This window comes from Microbacterium sp. Ag1, from assembly GCF_001005635.1.
Classification (GTDB): Bacteria; Actinomycetota; Actinomycetes; order Actinomycetales; family Microbacteriaceae; genus Microbacterium; species Microbacterium oxydans.
Window position 1 is genome coordinate 51,209 of the sequence record NZ_LBCR01000021.1, and the last position, 15,424, is coordinate 66,632.

Here is a 15,424-nt window from a genome sequence, read left to right on the forward strand (position 1 = left end):
CAACGGCCGGCATTCCGCCGACCCTCGGAAAGGAACACCCATGAGCACTCGCGTCACCGCCCTCGATCAGCTGAACCTGGCGTTCGCCGACCGCTTCAACGCCCGTGACCTCGACGGATTGATGGCATTGAACACCCCGGAGGTGGTCTTCGTCCCCGCGCCGGGGACACCGGTCACCGGCACGGAAGCCGTGAGGGGCGCGCTCGAGCAGTTCCTCGGCCTGAACCTGCCGATCTCGATGACGGTCCGTCACGTCTTCGAGAGCGCGGGCACCGGCCTCGCGGTCGCCGACTGGACGATCACGGGCATCGCACCCGACGGGTCGGAGGTCTCCCTCGCCGGGACGACCGCCGACCTCGCGGTGTACGACGATGCGCACGGCTGGCGCTACGCGATCGACAACCCGTTCGGGACCGCCTGAGATGACGTGAGGGAGACCTGCAGGAGAGTCTCCCTCACGCCACCCCCATACCTGTGCCGCGGCAGGCCTTCAGCGCCTTGCGTGCCCGCGAGATGCGCTGCCGGGCGGCGGCGGGTTCGATTCCGAGTCGCGTCGCCACCTCCTCCGCCGAGAGCCCGTCGGCGACCGTCAACAGCAGTGGTTCCCGAAGCGTGGGTGGGAGCGCATGCACAGCCGCCATTGCTCCGTCGAGCAGGACTCGCGCCTCGACGACGGACTCGACGCTGACGTGCTCGTCCGCCGCCTCTTCCAGCGTCGCGGCGGGGCGACGGGAGCGCTGTCTGGCGAGGTCGACGGCGACGTTCCTGGCGATCACGTCGAGCCAGGCGCACATGCGCCCTGGCTGCGGGGTGTCGAGGTGAGAGAACGAGCTCCAGGCGCGCAGCAGCGCGTTCTGCGCCGCGTCGTCGGCGTCGTCGACGGGAACCCCGAGCGAGATGCTCCGTCGCCGCAGACGATCGGGGTCGCCTTCGATCATCGCGGAGAGCACGGTGCGAGCGGTGTCGTCGGAGTCATCGCGCATGTCTCCATTCTCCTCGCGCAGGGAAGGCCCGGCGCCGGATGGGCGACCCGAGTGGATCGCGGTTTAGAGTAGCGCCATGACCACGAGCGAACCCGTCCGGCGACAGGCGGCGCTCATCTACAACCCGATCAAGGTCGACGGCAAGCACCTCCGGGGCCGAGTGCGCGATCTCTCCCGGGAGGCCGGTTGGGAGCATCCCGCGTTCTACCCCACGACCGTCGAGGACGCCGGCCAGCTCGCCACGGCGCAGGCGCTGGAGCGCGGGGTGGACGTCGTGCTGGTCGCGGGAGGCGACGGCACGGTGCGCGCCGTGTCGGAGGCGATCGCGAACAGCGGGGTGCCGTTGGCGATCCTGCCCAGCGGCACCGGGAATCTGCTCGCGCGCAATCTCGGGCTCCCGCTGGGCGACCCGACCGAGATGATCCAGGCGGCGCTCGGCGACTTCCGACACCCGATCGACATCGGCTGGGCGCGACTGACTCGACAGGACGGCGAGGAGGCGCAGCATGCGTTCGTCGTCCTCGCCGGAATGGGTCTCGACGCCGACATGATCGCGAACACCCGCTCCGATCTGAAGAAATCCGTCGGGTGGATCGCGTACGTCGACGGCGCCGCCCGCTCCCTGCCTCGCGCGAAGCCGTTCCGCGCGGTCTACCAGATCGACGACGGACGCCTGCACACCCATCGCGCCTACAGCCTGCTGTTCGCGAACTGCGGCACGCTCCCTGCCGGGATATCCCTGATCCCCGAGGCATCGATCACCGACGCCGCCCTCGACGTGGCGGTCATCCAGCCGACCGGCATGCTCGGCTGGTTCGCCGTCTGGCGGAAGATCTGGTGGGACAACTCCGTGCTGCGACGCTTCCGCGCGGGACGCCGAGTCCTCGAACGGCGCGGGAAGAACGCCTCCGTCCACTACTTCCACGGGGCCGCGGCCGAGGCTGCAGCGCCCGACCCGATCCCGATCGAGCTCGACGGTGACGAATTCGGGGAAGCCGTGCGCATCACCTGCTGGGCAGACCCGGGGGCGCTTCTGCTGGCGCTGCCGACGGGCCACCCCGTGCACATCCTCTGAAGGCCCGCGGGCTTCGGATTCAGCGCACCTCGACCGTGCCTTCGAGGCCTCCGCCGACGAGGGTCAGGGTGAAGGGCGCGTCGTCATCGACCGCGTCGTCCCCGAAGGAGAGCAGCGTGGCGCGCGGAGCCATGTCCATCGTGCAGGCCTTGGTCTCATCCGTCACGAACGTCGCCGTGCCGCTGTTCCCCGACCCCTCGAGGGATTCGATCTCCGGCGGGCAGGACGACGATCCCCAGGTGAGCAGCACCAGAGCGCCGTCGCCGGACCAGCCGGCAGACGGCAGGTACTCGGTCGACGTGCCGGGCGTGCCCGTCGCGGCGGGGTCGCCGTCGAGGTCGACGTCGTCGGTGATGTCGCCATAGGTGACCTCGAGGGTGATGTCGGCTGTCGGATCCACGCCCTCGGGAAGCGCGCCGATGCTGGCCCGCGGAGCGAGGTCCTTCGTGCACGGCCGTGGCGACTCGCCCTCGGCGTCGACGAGAGTGACCGTGACGGTCTGTCCCTCGGCGCTCACCTGGTCCACCTGGGGGACGCACGTGGAGGAGCCCACCGTGACGACGGCGAACATGCGTCCGTCGTCGAGCAGCGCACCCTCGATGTCGTTCCGGTCGTCGACGCCGCCCGCGCTCGGCGCAGGGGAACTCGTCGGCGTCTCCGAACCGGGGCTCGCGGTGCAGCCGGCGACGAGGAGCGCCGCGGCGACGAGACCGACGACAGGGGCGAGAGGACGCAGCGCGGAGGTCATGCTCACAGGGTAGCCCTCGCGGACTCGCGACGGATAGCGCGACGACTACTGCAGCGCGGAGGTGAGGCGGGCGAGGTTGTCGAGCACGGTCGAGCGCAGCGGCTGCTGCATCCACTCCTCGAGCGTCAGCTCACGGCTGAGGGAGCGGTACTTGTCCTCGACCTCCCGCATCTCGGCGACGAACTCCTCGCCGCGCACCAGCATCGAGACCTCGAGGTTCAGACCGAAGGAGCGCATGTCCATGTTGCTCGACCCGACCACCGCGACCTCCTCGTCGATCGTGAGCGTCTTGGTGTGCAGGATGTAGGGCTTGCGATACATCCAGATGCGCACTCCCGCCTTGAGCAGAACCTCGTAGTAGCTGCGCTGGGCGTGATAGACCATCGCCTGGTCGCCCTCTTCCGAGACGAACAGCTCGACGTGCACGCCACGGTCGACGGCGGCCGTGACCGCGAGGAGCAGGGCTTCGTCGGGGACGAAGTAAGGGCTGACGATCATGATCTTCTTCTTCGCCGCGTAGAGCAGTGCGAGGAAGAGACGGAGGTTGTTCTCGACTTCGAACCCCGGGCCGGAGGGCACGACCTGGCAGTCGAGATCCCCGGAGCCGATGTTCGCGTGGGCGATGTCGATGCCCTCGAGCACCGTGTCGGTCTCGCTGTACCAGTCGGCGACGAAGATCGCGTTCACGCTCAACACCACGGGACCGTCGAGACGGACCATCAGGTCGACCCAGTGCAGTCCTCGCTTGATGTTCTTCTTCAGGTTGTAGGTCGAATCGGTGATGTTCTGCGACCCGAGGAACGCGATGTTGCCGTCGACGACGAGGAGCTTCCGGTGGTTGCGCAGATCGGGGCGCTGCATCTTGCCCTTGAGCGGCTGCACCGGGAGCATCAGGTGCCAGTCCGCCCCCATCGCGTTGAGTCGCGCGATGGTCTGCTTGTAGCGGGGCTTTCCGCGGTTCGCCCAGTGATCGAGCAGCACGCGGACCTCCACCCCTCGCGCGCAGACCTCTTCGAGGGCGCGGAAGAAGTTGTCGGTCGAGTCGTCCGACTGCAGGATGTAGAACTCGACGTGCACGTACTCCTGCGCGGTGCGGATGGCCTCGGCCATCTCATCGAGCGACTCCTGGTAGTCGGAGATGAGGTGGGCGCCGTTGTCGCCGGAGAGCGGGAGGGCGCCGAGCTTCTGGTTCATCTGCACGATCGGGCCGAACCATGCAGGGGCGTTCGGACGCAGGGTCCCGAAGTGCAGGTGCTCGCTGGTCTCCGCGATGTACTCGTTGATCTGATCCTGCTTGCGTCGACGCGCCCGCGGGAGGCGGGGGTTGCCGATCATGAGGAACAGGAAGACGCCGACGAAAGGGATGAAGAAGACGGCGAGCAGCCACGCCATCGCGGCGGTGGGGCGGCGGTTGCGGGGGATGACGATGATCGCAGTGACGCGGATGACGATGTCGAGCATCAGCAGGAAGGCGGCGATCCACCATGCCCAGCTATCCGCCGTCATCGTGCCCCCTCGCCACCGCAGTGACCGTCACAGCTCACGCGCATCTGAGCAGATGCACTGGCTTCACAGTAGCCGATGGGGTGGGAATCAGCCGCGTGGCGGGAGGCCCCGCGCTGCGCGCTCCTCGGCTTCGATCTGCGCGTGCACCTTGCGTTCGGTGCGGTCGAAACGGAGGATGCCTCGGACCACGAGGAAGAACACGACGCTCACTCCGACGGTCGGCAGAAGCGACCATGCCGCGGCGAGCCAGAAGTTGTCCATCCCTCCATGGTACGCGAGCCACTGTTCGTGCACACTCCGGCACTCACAGGATCTGCGTCCACAAGCCCCCTTTTCCCCTCCCGTCCGCCCCGCCGACGTGCACACTCTCGAGATGACCACAGTTCTCCGCGCCACCGATTCCGCCGCATTCCTCGGCATCGTCCCCTCTCTCGCCGGCTTCACGCCCCGTCGGAGCATCGTCCTCCTCCCGTTCCGCGGCTCGCGCACCGACGGTGCCATGCGTCTGGACCTCCCCGAGGAGAGCACCGATGTCGGTCGCTATGCCGACAACGCGGTCGGGCTCGTGGCACGGGTCTCCGGAACGGATGCGGTGGCCGTCGTCGTCTACACCGATCAGGATGCGCACCCGACGCGCGACGGCCTGGTGCTCCCGCACGCGGTGGTGATCGACGAGGTGCTCGGCTGCGCGGAGGATGCGGGTCTGCGAGTCGTCGACGCTCTGTGCGTGACGCCGTCCGGCTGGTCGAGTTACCTCGAGGAGGAACCGGAGCTCGGGTCTCTCGCGCAGATCCGCCTTCCGTCCGACCTGCCGCCGATGGAAGACGTGTCCGGAGATCAGAACGTCGGCACGGAGCTGCCGACCGTCGATCTGGCGGAGAAGGAGCGGGTCGGGCGAGCATCCGCCGACCTCGACGCGCTCCTCGATCGGCGCGGGCGCGCTCCGCGAAGCGCCAGGGAGAATCCTCAGCTCATCGCCGCACTCGTCCTGCTCGACGACGTGCCCGCGTTCCTCGAGTCGGTGCTGGCTGCACCCGACGGTCTTCCACCCTTCGCGACAGCCGCGCTGCTGTGGTGTCTGGAGAAGCCGCTGCTGCGCGACGTGGCGATCGCGCAATGGGCGACCGACCTCGCGGGAGGCATCCGCACGCTCGACGCCCAGACCGCCTTCGCCGAGTCCGGGATCATGGTTCCCGACGAAGTGGGCGACGTGTTCCTCGGACGCGGACCGACGCCCGACACCGAACGCCTGCGGTGCGCCCTCTCGGTCGCGCGCGAGGCAGCCGCCCGTGCACCCCGGCACTCGCGACCCGCCCCGCTCACCGTGGCCGCGTGGCTGTCCTGGGCGCTGGGGCGCGCCAGTCACGCGGGCCGCTACCTCGAGATGGTGCGCGAGATCGACCCTCGGTACTCGCTCGCCGCACTGTTGGAGACCATGATCGGCGGGGCCATGCTGCCGGAATGGGCGTTCCGGCGCGGCCCGATGGGATGAACGACTCCGTGGACTACTTCACCAGAGGGAAGAGGATGGTCTCCCGGATGCCCAGACCCGTGATGGCCATCAGCAGTCGGTCGATCCCCATGCCCATCCCGCCGGACGGCGGCATGCCGTGCTCGAGGGCGCGAAGGAACTCTTCATCCACGGGCATGGCCTCGACATCGCCGCGTGCTGCGAGCTTGGCCTGCTCGACGAAGCGCTCCCGCTGGATCACGGGGTCGACGAGCTCGGAGTATCCCGTCGCCAGTTCGAAGCCGCGGATGTACAGGTCCCACTTCTCCACGACGCCCGCGATCGAACGATGCTCGCGCACGAGGGGCGACGTGTCGACGGGGAAGTCCATCACGAACGTGGGGCGGACGAGGTCGCCCTTCACGAAGTGCTCCCACAACTCCTCGACGAGCTTGCCGTGGGTGGCCTGCGGTGGCAGATCCACATCGTTGGCCTCCGCGAAGGCGATGAGGTCCTCGACGGAGTCCTGCGGGGTGATGACACGACCCGAAGCGGCCGAGAGCGACTCGTACATCGAGATGCGGTCCCACTCACCGCCGAGCTCGTACTCGGTGCCGTCGGCCCAGGTCACCGTGGTGGAGCCGGCGACCGCGATCGCCGCGTTCTGCACGAGCTCCTGCGTGAGCGCGGCCATCTGGTTGTAGTCGCCGTACGCCTGATAGGCCTCGAGCATCGCGAACTCGGGGCTGTGCGTCGAGTCAGCACCCTCGTTGCGGAAGTTGCGGTTGATCTCGTAGACGCGCTCGATGCCGCCGACGACCGCGCGCTTGAGGTACAGCTCCGGCGCGATGCGCAGGTACAGCTCGGTGTCGAACGCGTTCGAGTGCGTGATGAACGGGCGGGCAGACGCTCCTCCGTGCTGCACCTGCAGCATGGGCGTCTCCACCTCGAGGTAGTCGTGGCTCGTGAACGTCGAACGCAGGCTCGCGTTCACGGCGGCCCGAGCACGGACGGTGTTGCGCGCCTGCTCCCGCACGATCAGGTCGAGGTAGCGGCTGCGCACCCGGCCCTCTTCGCTGAGCTCGGAGTACGCGTTGGGCAGCGGGAGGATCGCCTTCGCAGCGATCGTCCAGTCGTCGGCCATGATCGATAGCTCGCCGCGACGGCTCGAGATGACTTCACCGTGCACGAAGACGTGGTCACCGAGGTCGACGTACTCCTTCCAGTCCGCGAGGGATTCCTCGCCGACGTTCGCGAGCGAGATCATGGTCTGGATGCGCGACCCGTCGCCGGCCTGCAGGGTGGCGAAGCAGAGCTTGCCGGTGTTGCGGCTGAACACCACTCGACCGGCGACCCCGACGACGACGCCGGTCTCGGCACCCGCTTCGAGCTCGCCGTACTCGGCGCGCAGTGCAGGGATCGTGTGAGTGACGGGCACTCCGACGGGGAATGCCCCTCCCCCCGCGTTCGACCGCTTCTCGATCAGACGCTCGCGCTTGGCGAGCCGCACGGCCTTCTGCTCGTGGACGTCCTCGTCGGTGGAGGGGTCGGTCGATGCCGATTCGGGCGCGGGCGACGCGTCAGTCATGTGGGGGGCTCCTTGGAAGTCCCTCCCAGTTTACCGAGGCGGCGTGACGCCATCGGTCGCGTGCTGGGTAGCCTCGGAGAATGGCCCACACACGGATCCTCCGCGCGTTCGCTGCACTCCCCCTCGCCCTCGTGGCGGCCTTCACCCCGGCTGCGGCGTTCGCGACGTCAGCCGAGCACGCCGCTCACGCCGCAGCCGGTCCGATCCGCGTCGCCACGACCGATGTCGACGACTTCTCCTACAGTTCCTGGGACGCGGCGTACGAGGTCGGGCTCGATGACGACGGCCGCGCGCGGATGCGTGTGACGGAGACGCTCGTGGCACGTTTCCCCGACGCCGACCAGAATCACGGCATCGTCCGGGGGCTCGCGACCTCCTACGAAGGGGCGAGCACGGAGACGACGGTCCTGTCCGTGACCGACGGGAACGGCGCGGAGGTGCCCTACGAGACGGACGAGGAGGACGGTCTCCTCTACGTGCTCACGGGCAACGACGACGACTTCGTCCGGGGTCTCACCACGTACGTGATCGAGTACGAGATGCGCGATGTGATCCTGGCGACGAAGCCCTCTGCGGGATCGTCGGCTCCTCCCGCGGACGAGTTCTACTGGGACCTGCTGCCGCTCGACAGCACGCAGTCCATCGATCGCTTCCGTGCTGACGTCACGCTCGACTCCTCCTTGAGCGCTGCGCTCAACGGTGCCACGCGCTGCTACACCGGTCCCTCCGGCTCGAAGGACGAGTGCGAGCTGGACGGTCCGATCGCGGACGGGCGCGATGTGACGTTCCGCGTCGAATCGGGAGCCCGTCCTGCCGGCGACGGGGTGACCGTCGCCATCGGCTTCGATGCCGGTACGGTCACCCAGCCTCTCGCCCGCACCCCCGACCCCGTGGCGGACGTCACCCCGATCGTCGCCGCCGTCGGCGCGCTCGGGCTCTCGGTCGGCAGCTGGGTGGCCGTCTCGGCCTTCACCCGGAGACGCCGAAGGGCGACCGGAATCGTGGTCGCCCAGTACGACGTGCCGGATTCACTGCCTCCCCTGCTGGCCGCCGCCGTGGTGCCCGGCGCCAAGGACGTGATCCCCTCGGAGATCGTGCACCTGGCCGTCCGCGGCACGCTGCGCATCGAGGAGGGGGCGGAGGAGGAGGAGCCTCGGTTGCGTCGGCTCCCCGGAACGCGACTTCCCGACCAGCTCGACGTCGAGGCCCTGGATACCCTCTTCACCGACGCGAACGGCGAGGGTGTGGTCGACCTGCCCACCGCCGATGAGACGTTCGCCGCGCGGATGACCGCCCTGGAGCAACGCGGGACGATCGAGGCGCAGAACCGCGGGCTCACCGAGAAGGCGCGCAGTCGGGCGGCCGTGATCCTGCAGTGGTGTGCGATCGGCATCGCGGTCATCGGTCTGGCGTTCGGGATCTGGAGCGCGGCCAGCGGGCGGCTCTCCGCGATCCCCTCGCTCGTGGTGATCTCCTTCGGCGCTTTCCTGGTGCTGCTCTCCAGCATCTACGGCTTCTCGAAGCACACGGTGCTCACGGCCGAAGGCGCCCGCACCTACGAGTACCTGCGCGGCGTCGAGGAGTTCATCCGCGTCGCGGACGCCGACCGCCTGCGCATGCTGCAGTCCTACAGCGGGGCCGAACGTCGAGCAGACGGCACCGCCGACGTCATCCACATCTACGAGCGCCTCCTCCCCTACGCCATCCTCTTCGGCATGGAGGACGAATGGGGCGAGGTGCTCGAGAAGGCGTACACGCGTGCGCAGCACGGCGCCACCTGGATCGGCGACCCGACCTCGTTCGTGCTGCGCGCGCAGCTCGCCTCGTTCGTGGCCTCGTCGCACTCGGCGGCGACCTACTCGGCGCCGTCGACGGGGTCCTCGTCGAGCGCGGGCGGGTCCTTCGGCGGCGGATTCTCCGGTGGCGGGGGCGGCGGGGGCTTCTCGGGCGGACGATGACACAGCGGCTTCCCGCACCCTGCGCTGAGACGCGGCGGGAACCGCTCAGATCAACGGCGGAACGTCGGAGGCTTCGCGCAATGCTCTCTCGACGGTCGACTGCACGAGCGCCGAGAGATAGCCTCCGGGGTTCTCCACACCGATCTGCCGCAGTCGCTCGGTCGACTGACCGATGATCGACCGCGAGAACTCCGTGGCCGTCGCGATGGCATCCGCATAGGCAGGACGATCCGCTTCCGCGATCACCACGGGCTCGCATCCCATCTCCACGGCGAGCGCCTGGGCGATCGGCAGCACGGCGGCCGGCGCAGTCACCGCGGCGAACCCGGCCTGGAGCTGGCGGAGGTCGATCGACGTCCCCGTGAAGGTGATCGCCGGATGCACGGCGAGAGGGATCGCGCCGCGCTCGGCCGCAGGACGCAGCACCTCGATTCCGTAGGCGGGGTCGGTGTGCAGCACGAGCTGACCGATCTGCCAGCCGCCCACCTCCGCGATGCCGGCGACCAGAGAGGGCAGTTGCTCCGAGGGGACCGCGATGATCACGAGCTCGGCTCGACGCACGACCTCCAGCGCTTCGAGCACCGGCACATCCGGGAGCACGGCGGAGGCTCGCTCGTCGTCGGAGCCGCCCGTGATGCCGATCACGGCGTGGCCTGCACCACCGAGGGCTGCGCCCACGACCGGGCCCACACGGCCGGCACCGATGATGCCGACACCGAGGCGCCCGTCACGTGCCATCGTCGCTCCGTCTCCGCCGTCGCAGCGGGGGTTCGGAGGGAGCCTCGGGCGCGGCGGGAGGCACGGCCGGAGGAACCGGGGGCGGGGGCGTGGCGTTCACCGAGGGCGAAGACGGAACCGCCGGAGGCAGGGGCGGAGCGACCGGTGCTGCTGCCTGTGGCGCGACCGGAGGCGCGGGCGGCACGACCGGAGGCGCGGGCGGGGCCGTGTGCTCCGGAGCCGGGAAGACCGGCGGAGCCCCTGTGTACGCCGGAGGTGCGGCGACGGGCGGCGGTCCCGTGTACGCAGGAGGTGCGGGAGGTGCGGCGACCGGCTGCGGCGCCGCATGCTCGCTCCACCGGTGAGTGGTGTCGCGGGACGCGGCCTCCGCCGCTGCGGCCGTGACCTCGTCGATCAGCGCCAGCGCATCGGCACGCTCGAGACCGGACAGGTAGCCGGTGATGGGACCGGGAACCGTGTGCACCTGCGCACCGGACACACGCTGCGCGCGGTCGATCGGCCCCTGGCTCAGCGAGACGCCCTGCAGCCGTGCGAGCGGGAACACGGCGAGCTTGCGCCACACGTTCCCGCGGCGGAGCAGCAGCCCGAAGTCGGCGACCAGGTAGCCGTGACGCTTCCAGGAGAACGGACGTCGCCACCGCGCTCGGCGGGGCATGGTCCGATAGGTGTCGTCACCCTCAGGGCCGACGATGCCCTGCTCCCACAGCGAGGGGATGCTCTCGGCGGGCACGTCGGGAAGGACGAGCGCGAGCACCCGCTCGACATCGGCACGCTTGCCGACCGGCAGCACCACGTTGAACTGCTGGCCGCTGCCCGATGACTGCTGCGCCGCGCTCTTGCCGCTCATCCGGTTGATCTTGATCGTCCACCAGCCGAAGGGACGCCACAGCAGCGACTGCGACACCTCCACGGCGAAGATGCGACCGGGCGGGAGCGTCTCGGTGACGGTCGTGAGGAGACCGTACGTGATCCGCACGCCGTCCGGTGTCGGCGCGATCGAGTAGCGCAGCGATTTGGAGATCTGCGCCCAGGTGATACCGACCACGGCGACGATCATGGGAACGCCCATGCCGAGTCCCAGCCCGAGGAGGATGAACCCCCCGTCCGAGTTGCCGTCGGCCAGCATCCCGATCAGGGCGCTGCCGATCGCGATCGCGAAGATCGCACCGAAGAAGACGAACCACAGCAGTCCGGAGATGAGCTGCGATCCGACCAGCCGACCGGTCGGGATCTTCACGACGCTCTCGGGGACCACGTCGGCGAGATCGACTCCGGCGATCAGACCGTTGACTCCCGCGTTCATCGATCCGACGAGCTGCGCTCGCGCGGATGCCGGTGCGGCCGCCGCCGCTGCGGCTGCTGCCGGGTTGAGCGCGGCGTCGCGCGCCGCGCGCGCACCGGACGCCAGACGGAGGATGTCGGCGCGCACGGATTCGGCACGCGGAGTAGCCAGATACTCCAGCTCGACGTTCGCGTCATTGCCGGCACCGACGACCTCGAGCTTCGCGAGGCCGATGATGCGCGCGGGGAACGGACGCGTCAGGTTGACGCCCTGCACGCGGTCGAGCGGCGCGCGTCGGTGCGAACGGAAGATGATGCCCTTGCGGACCTCGACGTGGTCACCGGTGATGCGGAACTGCTGGAAGCGCCAGATGAACCAGAAGATCAGGATCAGCACGATCACGAGGCCCAGCACGCTCAGCAACGCGACCAGGATCAGGTTGTTCGAGAGAACCCAGTCGACGGGATCGGCGCCGGCGTAGTCGCCGTAATGCGCCTCTTCCGGCGCGAAGAGCGCGACGGCCCAGGAGATCAGGCGGTCGCGCATGTTCGCGATGACGATGCCGCCGATGATGATGAGCGCCAGGCCGCCCTTGAAGAGCGGCGTGAGCGGGTGCATCCGGTGCCACTCGCCGTTCGCGAGGGTCGTCGGGGCCTCCCCCGCCCATGCCTGCGGGCTGTGCGTCGCGAGCGGAGGCTGCTGCTCGCTCACAGGCCGGTCCGTCGGGTCTCGGCCACGTGGATGAGCGTGTCGCGCAGTGCTTCGGCCGCTTCCTGCGTGAGACCGGGGATCTGCACACCGGTCGTCGCCGCAGCCGTGACCATCTTGAGCTGGGCGATCCCGAAGGCACGGTCGAGCGGCCCCTGCGTGATGTCGACAAGCTGCATGCGGCCGTAGGGCACGGCGATCATGCGCTGCCAGAGGATCCCCTTGCGGAAGACGATGTCGTCGGCGCGCAGCATGTAGCCGATCGCCCTCGCCTGACGCGGGAGGATGATCAGGGTGACCACCGTGATCAGCAGGATCACACCGGCCGGGATCCACACCCAGTCCTGTTCCAGCACGATGTTCAGCACGATCGCGGCGGCGGCGACGATCACGAGGAAGATCACGTTCTGGACGATCTGCGAGACGACGTAGCGCGGCGAGATCTGGTGCCAGGTGCCGTCGAGTTCCAGGCGGGCCTCGTTGCGCGCCGTGCGCAGCTGCGTGTACGTGCCACGGTCGAGGGCGTCGAGGTCAGTGCCCTCCGCCGGGTTCAGGGGCGCGGTCTCTGGGTTCTGAGTCATCAGGATCCTTCGGCAGGGTGCAGAACTGTTCGGCGACGAGAGCGGCGATCACGAGGACGATCGCACTTCCGATCAGGGCCAGCATGGCCACAGTCGACCCTACCGGCGGAACGACGGGGCGCGACAGGAGGAAGACCAGCAGCCCCGCTCCGAACCCCGCCATGATCGCGCCGAGAAGGCTGGATGCACGGGCGAGCGTCGCCGCTCTCAGTGCACGGAACGGGTCGATGCGGATGCCCGAACGCACACTGCGTCGCACCGGCCAGGCGACGCCGAGAGATGCCGCGGCGATCAGCAGCAGGAGTACCGGCAGCAGGAGCGACGGCGTGAAAGTCGCGCGCCCCGAGGCCGTCAGCAGATGGTCGAGCAGGAAGCCGACGCCGCCGCCCAGCAGTGCGAGGAGGACGAGCACGCCGGCGGAGGTGCGTCTCATCCCTCGCCTCCGGCACGAAGGGCGGCCGCGAGGTCGGCGACCCTCCCCCGACCGAGCAGCACCGCGTCCTGATCGACGTCGAGCCAGGGGTCGAGCACGAAGAGGCGTTCGGCGGCACGCGGGTGCGGCAGCTGCAGATGCGGTTCCTCGGAGATGACGTCGCCGTACGCGATGAGGTCGAGGTCGAGAGTGCGGTCGCCCCAGCGCTCACGGCGCTCCCGACCGTTCTCGTCCTCGATGGCGTGCAGCATTCCGAGCAGGATCTCGGGGGCCAGACGCGTGGTGACCAGTGCCACCGCGTTGACGTAGCCGGGGGCGTCGGGATCGGGACCGTCGGGCCGGAGGGCGACCGTCTCGAACAGCTTCGACAACCGCACCTCGCTGACCAGCGGTAGTCGTGCGATCCGCTCGGCGGCAGCGGTGATCGTGTCATGGCGATCGCCGAGGTTCGCGCCGAGGGCGACGACGGCCGTCACCTCCGGCCGCCCGGGGCGAGGCGCCGGCATTGCGGGTGGGTTTGCGAGGTTGCGGCTCATGCGGTGGTGTCCTCCGGCGCATCAGGGGTTCGGCGGCGATGCAGGGTGACCGCCACATCGGCGAAGTCGAGGGGAATCGGGGCGTGGGGCTTGTGCACCGTCACGGTGACGTCCTGCACCCGTGGGTCGTCGAGACCGACCGCGGCGATGCGTTCGGCGAGCGTCTCGATCAGGTTCACGGGCTCCCCCGACACGACCGCGGCGACCTTCTCGGCCAGCTCGCCGTAGTGCACCGTGTCCACGACATCGTCGGAGGCAGCGGCACGCGCGAGGGAGAGCCGCAGTCGCAGGTCGATCGTGAACTCCTGGCCGTCCTGACGCTCGTGCTCGAAGACGCCGTGACGACCGAACACCGTCAGACCGGTGAGGACGATCTCGTCGAGGGGCTCCATACGTCTAGCGTACGGGGATCACCCCGAGACGCCCTCAGCCTTCCCAGGCGTGCGCGATCGCCAGGGCGTCGCGCGTGGATGCCACGTCGTGCACACGCACGGCCCACACTCCGGCTCTGACCGCGAGCGCACTGGTGACGGCGGTGGCGAGGTCACGACGGGATTCGGAGACCTCCTCGTCGGGACCTGTCTCCTGACGGAGGACCTCTGCGAGGAACCGTTTGCGCGACGTGCCGATCAGCACCCGAGGACCCAGTGCGACGATCTCGTCGAGCCCTCGCAGCATGTCCCAGTTCTGCGGTCCCGACTTCGCGAAACCGATGCCGGGATCGATGATGAGGCGAGACGGCGCGATCCCCGATGAGGCCGCCTCACCGATGCGCTCCTGCAGCTCGCCGGCGACCTCACGTGCGACGCGGTGGTACTCGGCGTTGGCATACATGTCCGAAGAGAACCCGCGCCAGTGCCCGATCGCGAAGTCGGCGCCGGATTCCGCGACGGCAGCGCGCATCTCCGGATCGGCGAGCCCCCCGGAGACATCGTTGACGATCCTGGCCCCCGCCCGCACGGCGGCGGCTGCTGTGGCGGCGCTGAGCGTATCGACGCTGACCGGCACGCCAGCGGCAGCGAGCTGTTCGATCACCGGGATCACTCGCTGCTGCTCGACGTCGGTGCCGACCCGGTCGGCGCCGGGCCTGGTCGATTCACCACCCACATCGAGCACAGCTGCTCCCTCGGCGCGGAGCCGCAGCCCGTGGGCCACCGCGCGGTCGACGTCGAGGTAGCGACCCCCGTCGCTGAACGAGTCGGGAGTGACGTTGACGATGCCCCAGATGCCCGTCATCCGTGCGCTGCTCCGAAGCCGCCCGCGCCGATCAGAGTGATCAGCTCGGCCCGGGAGACGGGATCGTTGTATTCACCGCGCGCCGCGATGGTGAGTGTCGAGGCCTCGGTCTGGCGTCCGCCGCGCATGGTGACGCAGCCGTGCGCTGCATCGAGCACGACCAGCACACCGCGGGTGTCGAGGTGCTCCGCGATCGTGTCGGCGATCTGCTCGCCCAGGCGTTCCTGCACCTGGGGACGCGCGGCGAGGATCTCGACGACCCGCACGAGCGCTCCCAACCCGACGACCTGTTCGCCGGGGAGATAGGCGATGTGCGCGTGCCCGGCGAAGGGCAGCAGGTGGTGCTCGCAGACGGAGCGGAAGCGGATGTCCCGCAGCAGCACGGCGCCGGAGGGCAGCGTGTCGGGCGCGGGGCCTCGGGAGACACTGATGGTCCGCGCGAGCGGTTCAGCCGCATCCTCACCCACTCCCGAGAAGAACTCCGTGTACAGCTCGGCCATGCGCGTCGGGGTCTGCTTCAATCCCGGTCGGTCCGGGTCTTCGCCGATCGCCGCGAGAAGCTCTCGCGTGAGCCGCTCGACGCGCTCTCTGTCGACCGTCAC

The 15,424-nt window shown here is 69.2% G+C and carries 17 protein-coding genes; 4 read left to right on the forward strand and 13 right to left on the reverse strand.

Annotated features, from left to right (window positions below; genetic code table 11):
* Positions 1–40 precede the first annotated feature (40 nt).
* Positions 41–421 (forward strand): YybH family protein, encoded by a 381-nt coding sequence (locus AAY78_RS02205; protein ID WP_046746730.1) that lies wholly within the window; start codon positions 41–43, stop codon positions 419–421.
* Between the two features lie 34 nt (positions 422–455).
* On the opposite strand, the gene AAY78_RS02210 is transcribed toward AAY78_RS02205, so the two are convergent.
* Positions 456–983: an RNA polymerase sigma factor gene (locus AAY78_RS02210; protein ID WP_046746731.1), complete on the reverse strand. Its 528-nt coding sequence runs from the start codon at positions 981–983 to the stop codon at positions 456–458.
* A 76-nt stretch (positions 984–1,059) separates the two neighbouring features.
* Between AAY78_RS02210 and AAY78_RS02215 the strand changes: the two genes are divergently transcribed.
* On the forward strand, positions 1,060–2,058 hold the full coding sequence (locus tag AAY78_RS02215) for a diacylglycerol/lipid kinase family protein (RefSeq protein ID WP_046746732.1): 999 nt from the start codon (positions 1,060–1,062) through the stop codon (positions 2,056–2,058).
* 19 nt (positions 2,059–2,077) lie between these two features.
* On the opposite strand, the gene AAY78_RS02220 is transcribed toward AAY78_RS02215, so the two are convergent.
* The 3 genes from AAY78_RS02220 to AAY78_RS19860 form a co-directional block, all read right to left on the reverse strand.
* On the reverse strand, positions 2,078–2,806 hold the full coding sequence (locus AAY78_RS02220; protein ID WP_046746733.1) for a hypothetical protein: 729 nt from the start codon (positions 2,804–2,806) through the stop codon (positions 2,078–2,080).
* A gap of 45 nt (positions 2,807–2,851) precedes the next feature.
* Positions 2,852–4,312, reverse strand: a complete 1,461-nt coding sequence (cls, locus tag AAY78_RS02225; RefSeq protein WP_046746734.1) for a cardiolipin synthase — start codon at positions 4,310–4,312, stop codon at positions 2,852–2,854.
* A gap of 87 nt (positions 4,313–4,399) precedes the next feature.
* Positions 4,400–4,573 (reverse strand): hypothetical protein, encoded by a 174-nt coding sequence (locus AAY78_RS19860; RefSeq protein WP_164734077.1) that lies wholly within the window; start codon positions 4,571–4,573, stop codon positions 4,400–4,402.
* A 112-nt stretch (positions 4,574–4,685) separates the two neighbouring features.
* Between AAY78_RS19860 and AAY78_RS02230 the strand changes: the two genes are divergently transcribed.
* Positions 4,686–5,804, forward strand: coding sequence for a DUF4192 family protein (locus tag AAY78_RS02230; protein WP_046746735.1), 1,119 nt, complete (start codon positions 4,686–4,688; stop codon positions 5,802–5,804).
* Positions 5,805–5,817: 13 nt separating this feature from the next.
* On the opposite strand, the gene lysS is transcribed toward AAY78_RS02230, so the two are convergent.
* Complete coding sequence (gene lysS / locus AAY78_RS02235) at positions 5,818–7,350, reverse strand: lysine--tRNA ligase (RefSeq protein ID WP_046746736.1); 1,533 nt, start codon at positions 7,348–7,350, stop codon at positions 5,818–5,820.
* Between the two features lie 80 nt (positions 7,351–7,430).
* Here lysS and AAY78_RS02240 point away from each other — a divergent pair, with 80 nt between their 5' ends.
* Positions 7,431–9,308 carry a DUF2207 family protein gene (locus AAY78_RS02240; RefSeq protein WP_046746737.1) on the forward strand — a complete coding sequence of 626 codons (1,878 nt, stop codon included), beginning with the start codon at positions 7,431–7,433 and terminating at the stop codon, positions 9,306–9,308.
* A gap of 45 nt (positions 9,309–9,353) precedes the next feature.
* Here the strand turns inward: AAY78_RS02240 and AAY78_RS02245 are convergent, their stop codons facing one another.
* From AAY78_RS02245 to folE, 8 genes are read right to left on the reverse strand one after another with little or no spacing between them, the layout of a single operon-like run.
* A complete protein-coding gene (locus AAY78_RS02245) occupies positions 9,354–10,046 on the reverse strand; it encodes a DUF2520 domain-containing protein (RefSeq protein WP_046746738.1) in 693 nt (230 codons plus the stop codon).
* Entirely contained in the window at positions 10,036–12,039 is a 2,004-nt protein-coding gene (locus AAY78_RS02250; protein ID WP_046746739.1) for a PH domain-containing protein, read from the reverse strand. The genes AAY78_RS02245 and AAY78_RS02250 overlap by 11 nt, the downstream gene beginning before the upstream one ends.
* Positions 12,036–12,617: a PH domain-containing protein gene (locus tag AAY78_RS02255; RefSeq protein WP_046746740.1), complete on the reverse strand. Its 582-nt coding sequence runs from the start codon at positions 12,615–12,617 to the stop codon at positions 12,036–12,038. Before AAY78_RS02255 ends, AAY78_RS02250 begins: the two co-directional genes overlap by 4 nt.
* Positions 12,568–13,050, reverse strand: a complete 483-nt coding sequence (locus tag AAY78_RS02260; protein ID WP_046746741.1) for a DUF3180 domain-containing protein — start codon at positions 13,048–13,050, stop codon at positions 12,568–12,570. The genes AAY78_RS02255 and AAY78_RS02260 overlap by 50 nt, the downstream gene beginning before the upstream one ends.
* Positions 13,047–13,586 carry a 2-amino-4-hydroxy-6-hydroxymethyldihydropteridine diphosphokinase gene (gene folK, locus AAY78_RS02265; protein ID WP_046746742.1) on the reverse strand — a complete coding sequence of 180 codons (540 nt, stop codon included), beginning with the start codon at positions 13,584–13,586 and terminating at the stop codon, positions 13,047–13,049. The genes AAY78_RS02260 and folK overlap by 4 nt, the downstream gene beginning before the upstream one ends.
* Entirely contained in the window at positions 13,583–13,978 is a 396-nt protein-coding gene (gene folB, locus AAY78_RS02270; protein ID WP_046746743.1) for a dihydroneopterin aldolase, read from the reverse strand. Before folB ends, folK begins: the two co-directional genes overlap by 4 nt.
* Positions 13,979–14,012: 34 nt before the next feature.
* Positions 14,013–14,822, reverse strand: a complete 810-nt coding sequence (gene folP / locus AAY78_RS02275) for a dihydropteroate synthase (protein ID WP_046746744.1) — start codon at positions 14,820–14,822, stop codon at positions 14,013–14,015.
* Complete coding sequence (folE, locus tag AAY78_RS02280; protein WP_046746745.1) at positions 14,819–15,424, reverse strand: GTP cyclohydrolase I; 606 nt, start codon at positions 15,422–15,424, stop codon at positions 14,819–14,821. The genes folP and folE overlap by 4 nt, the downstream gene beginning before the upstream one ends.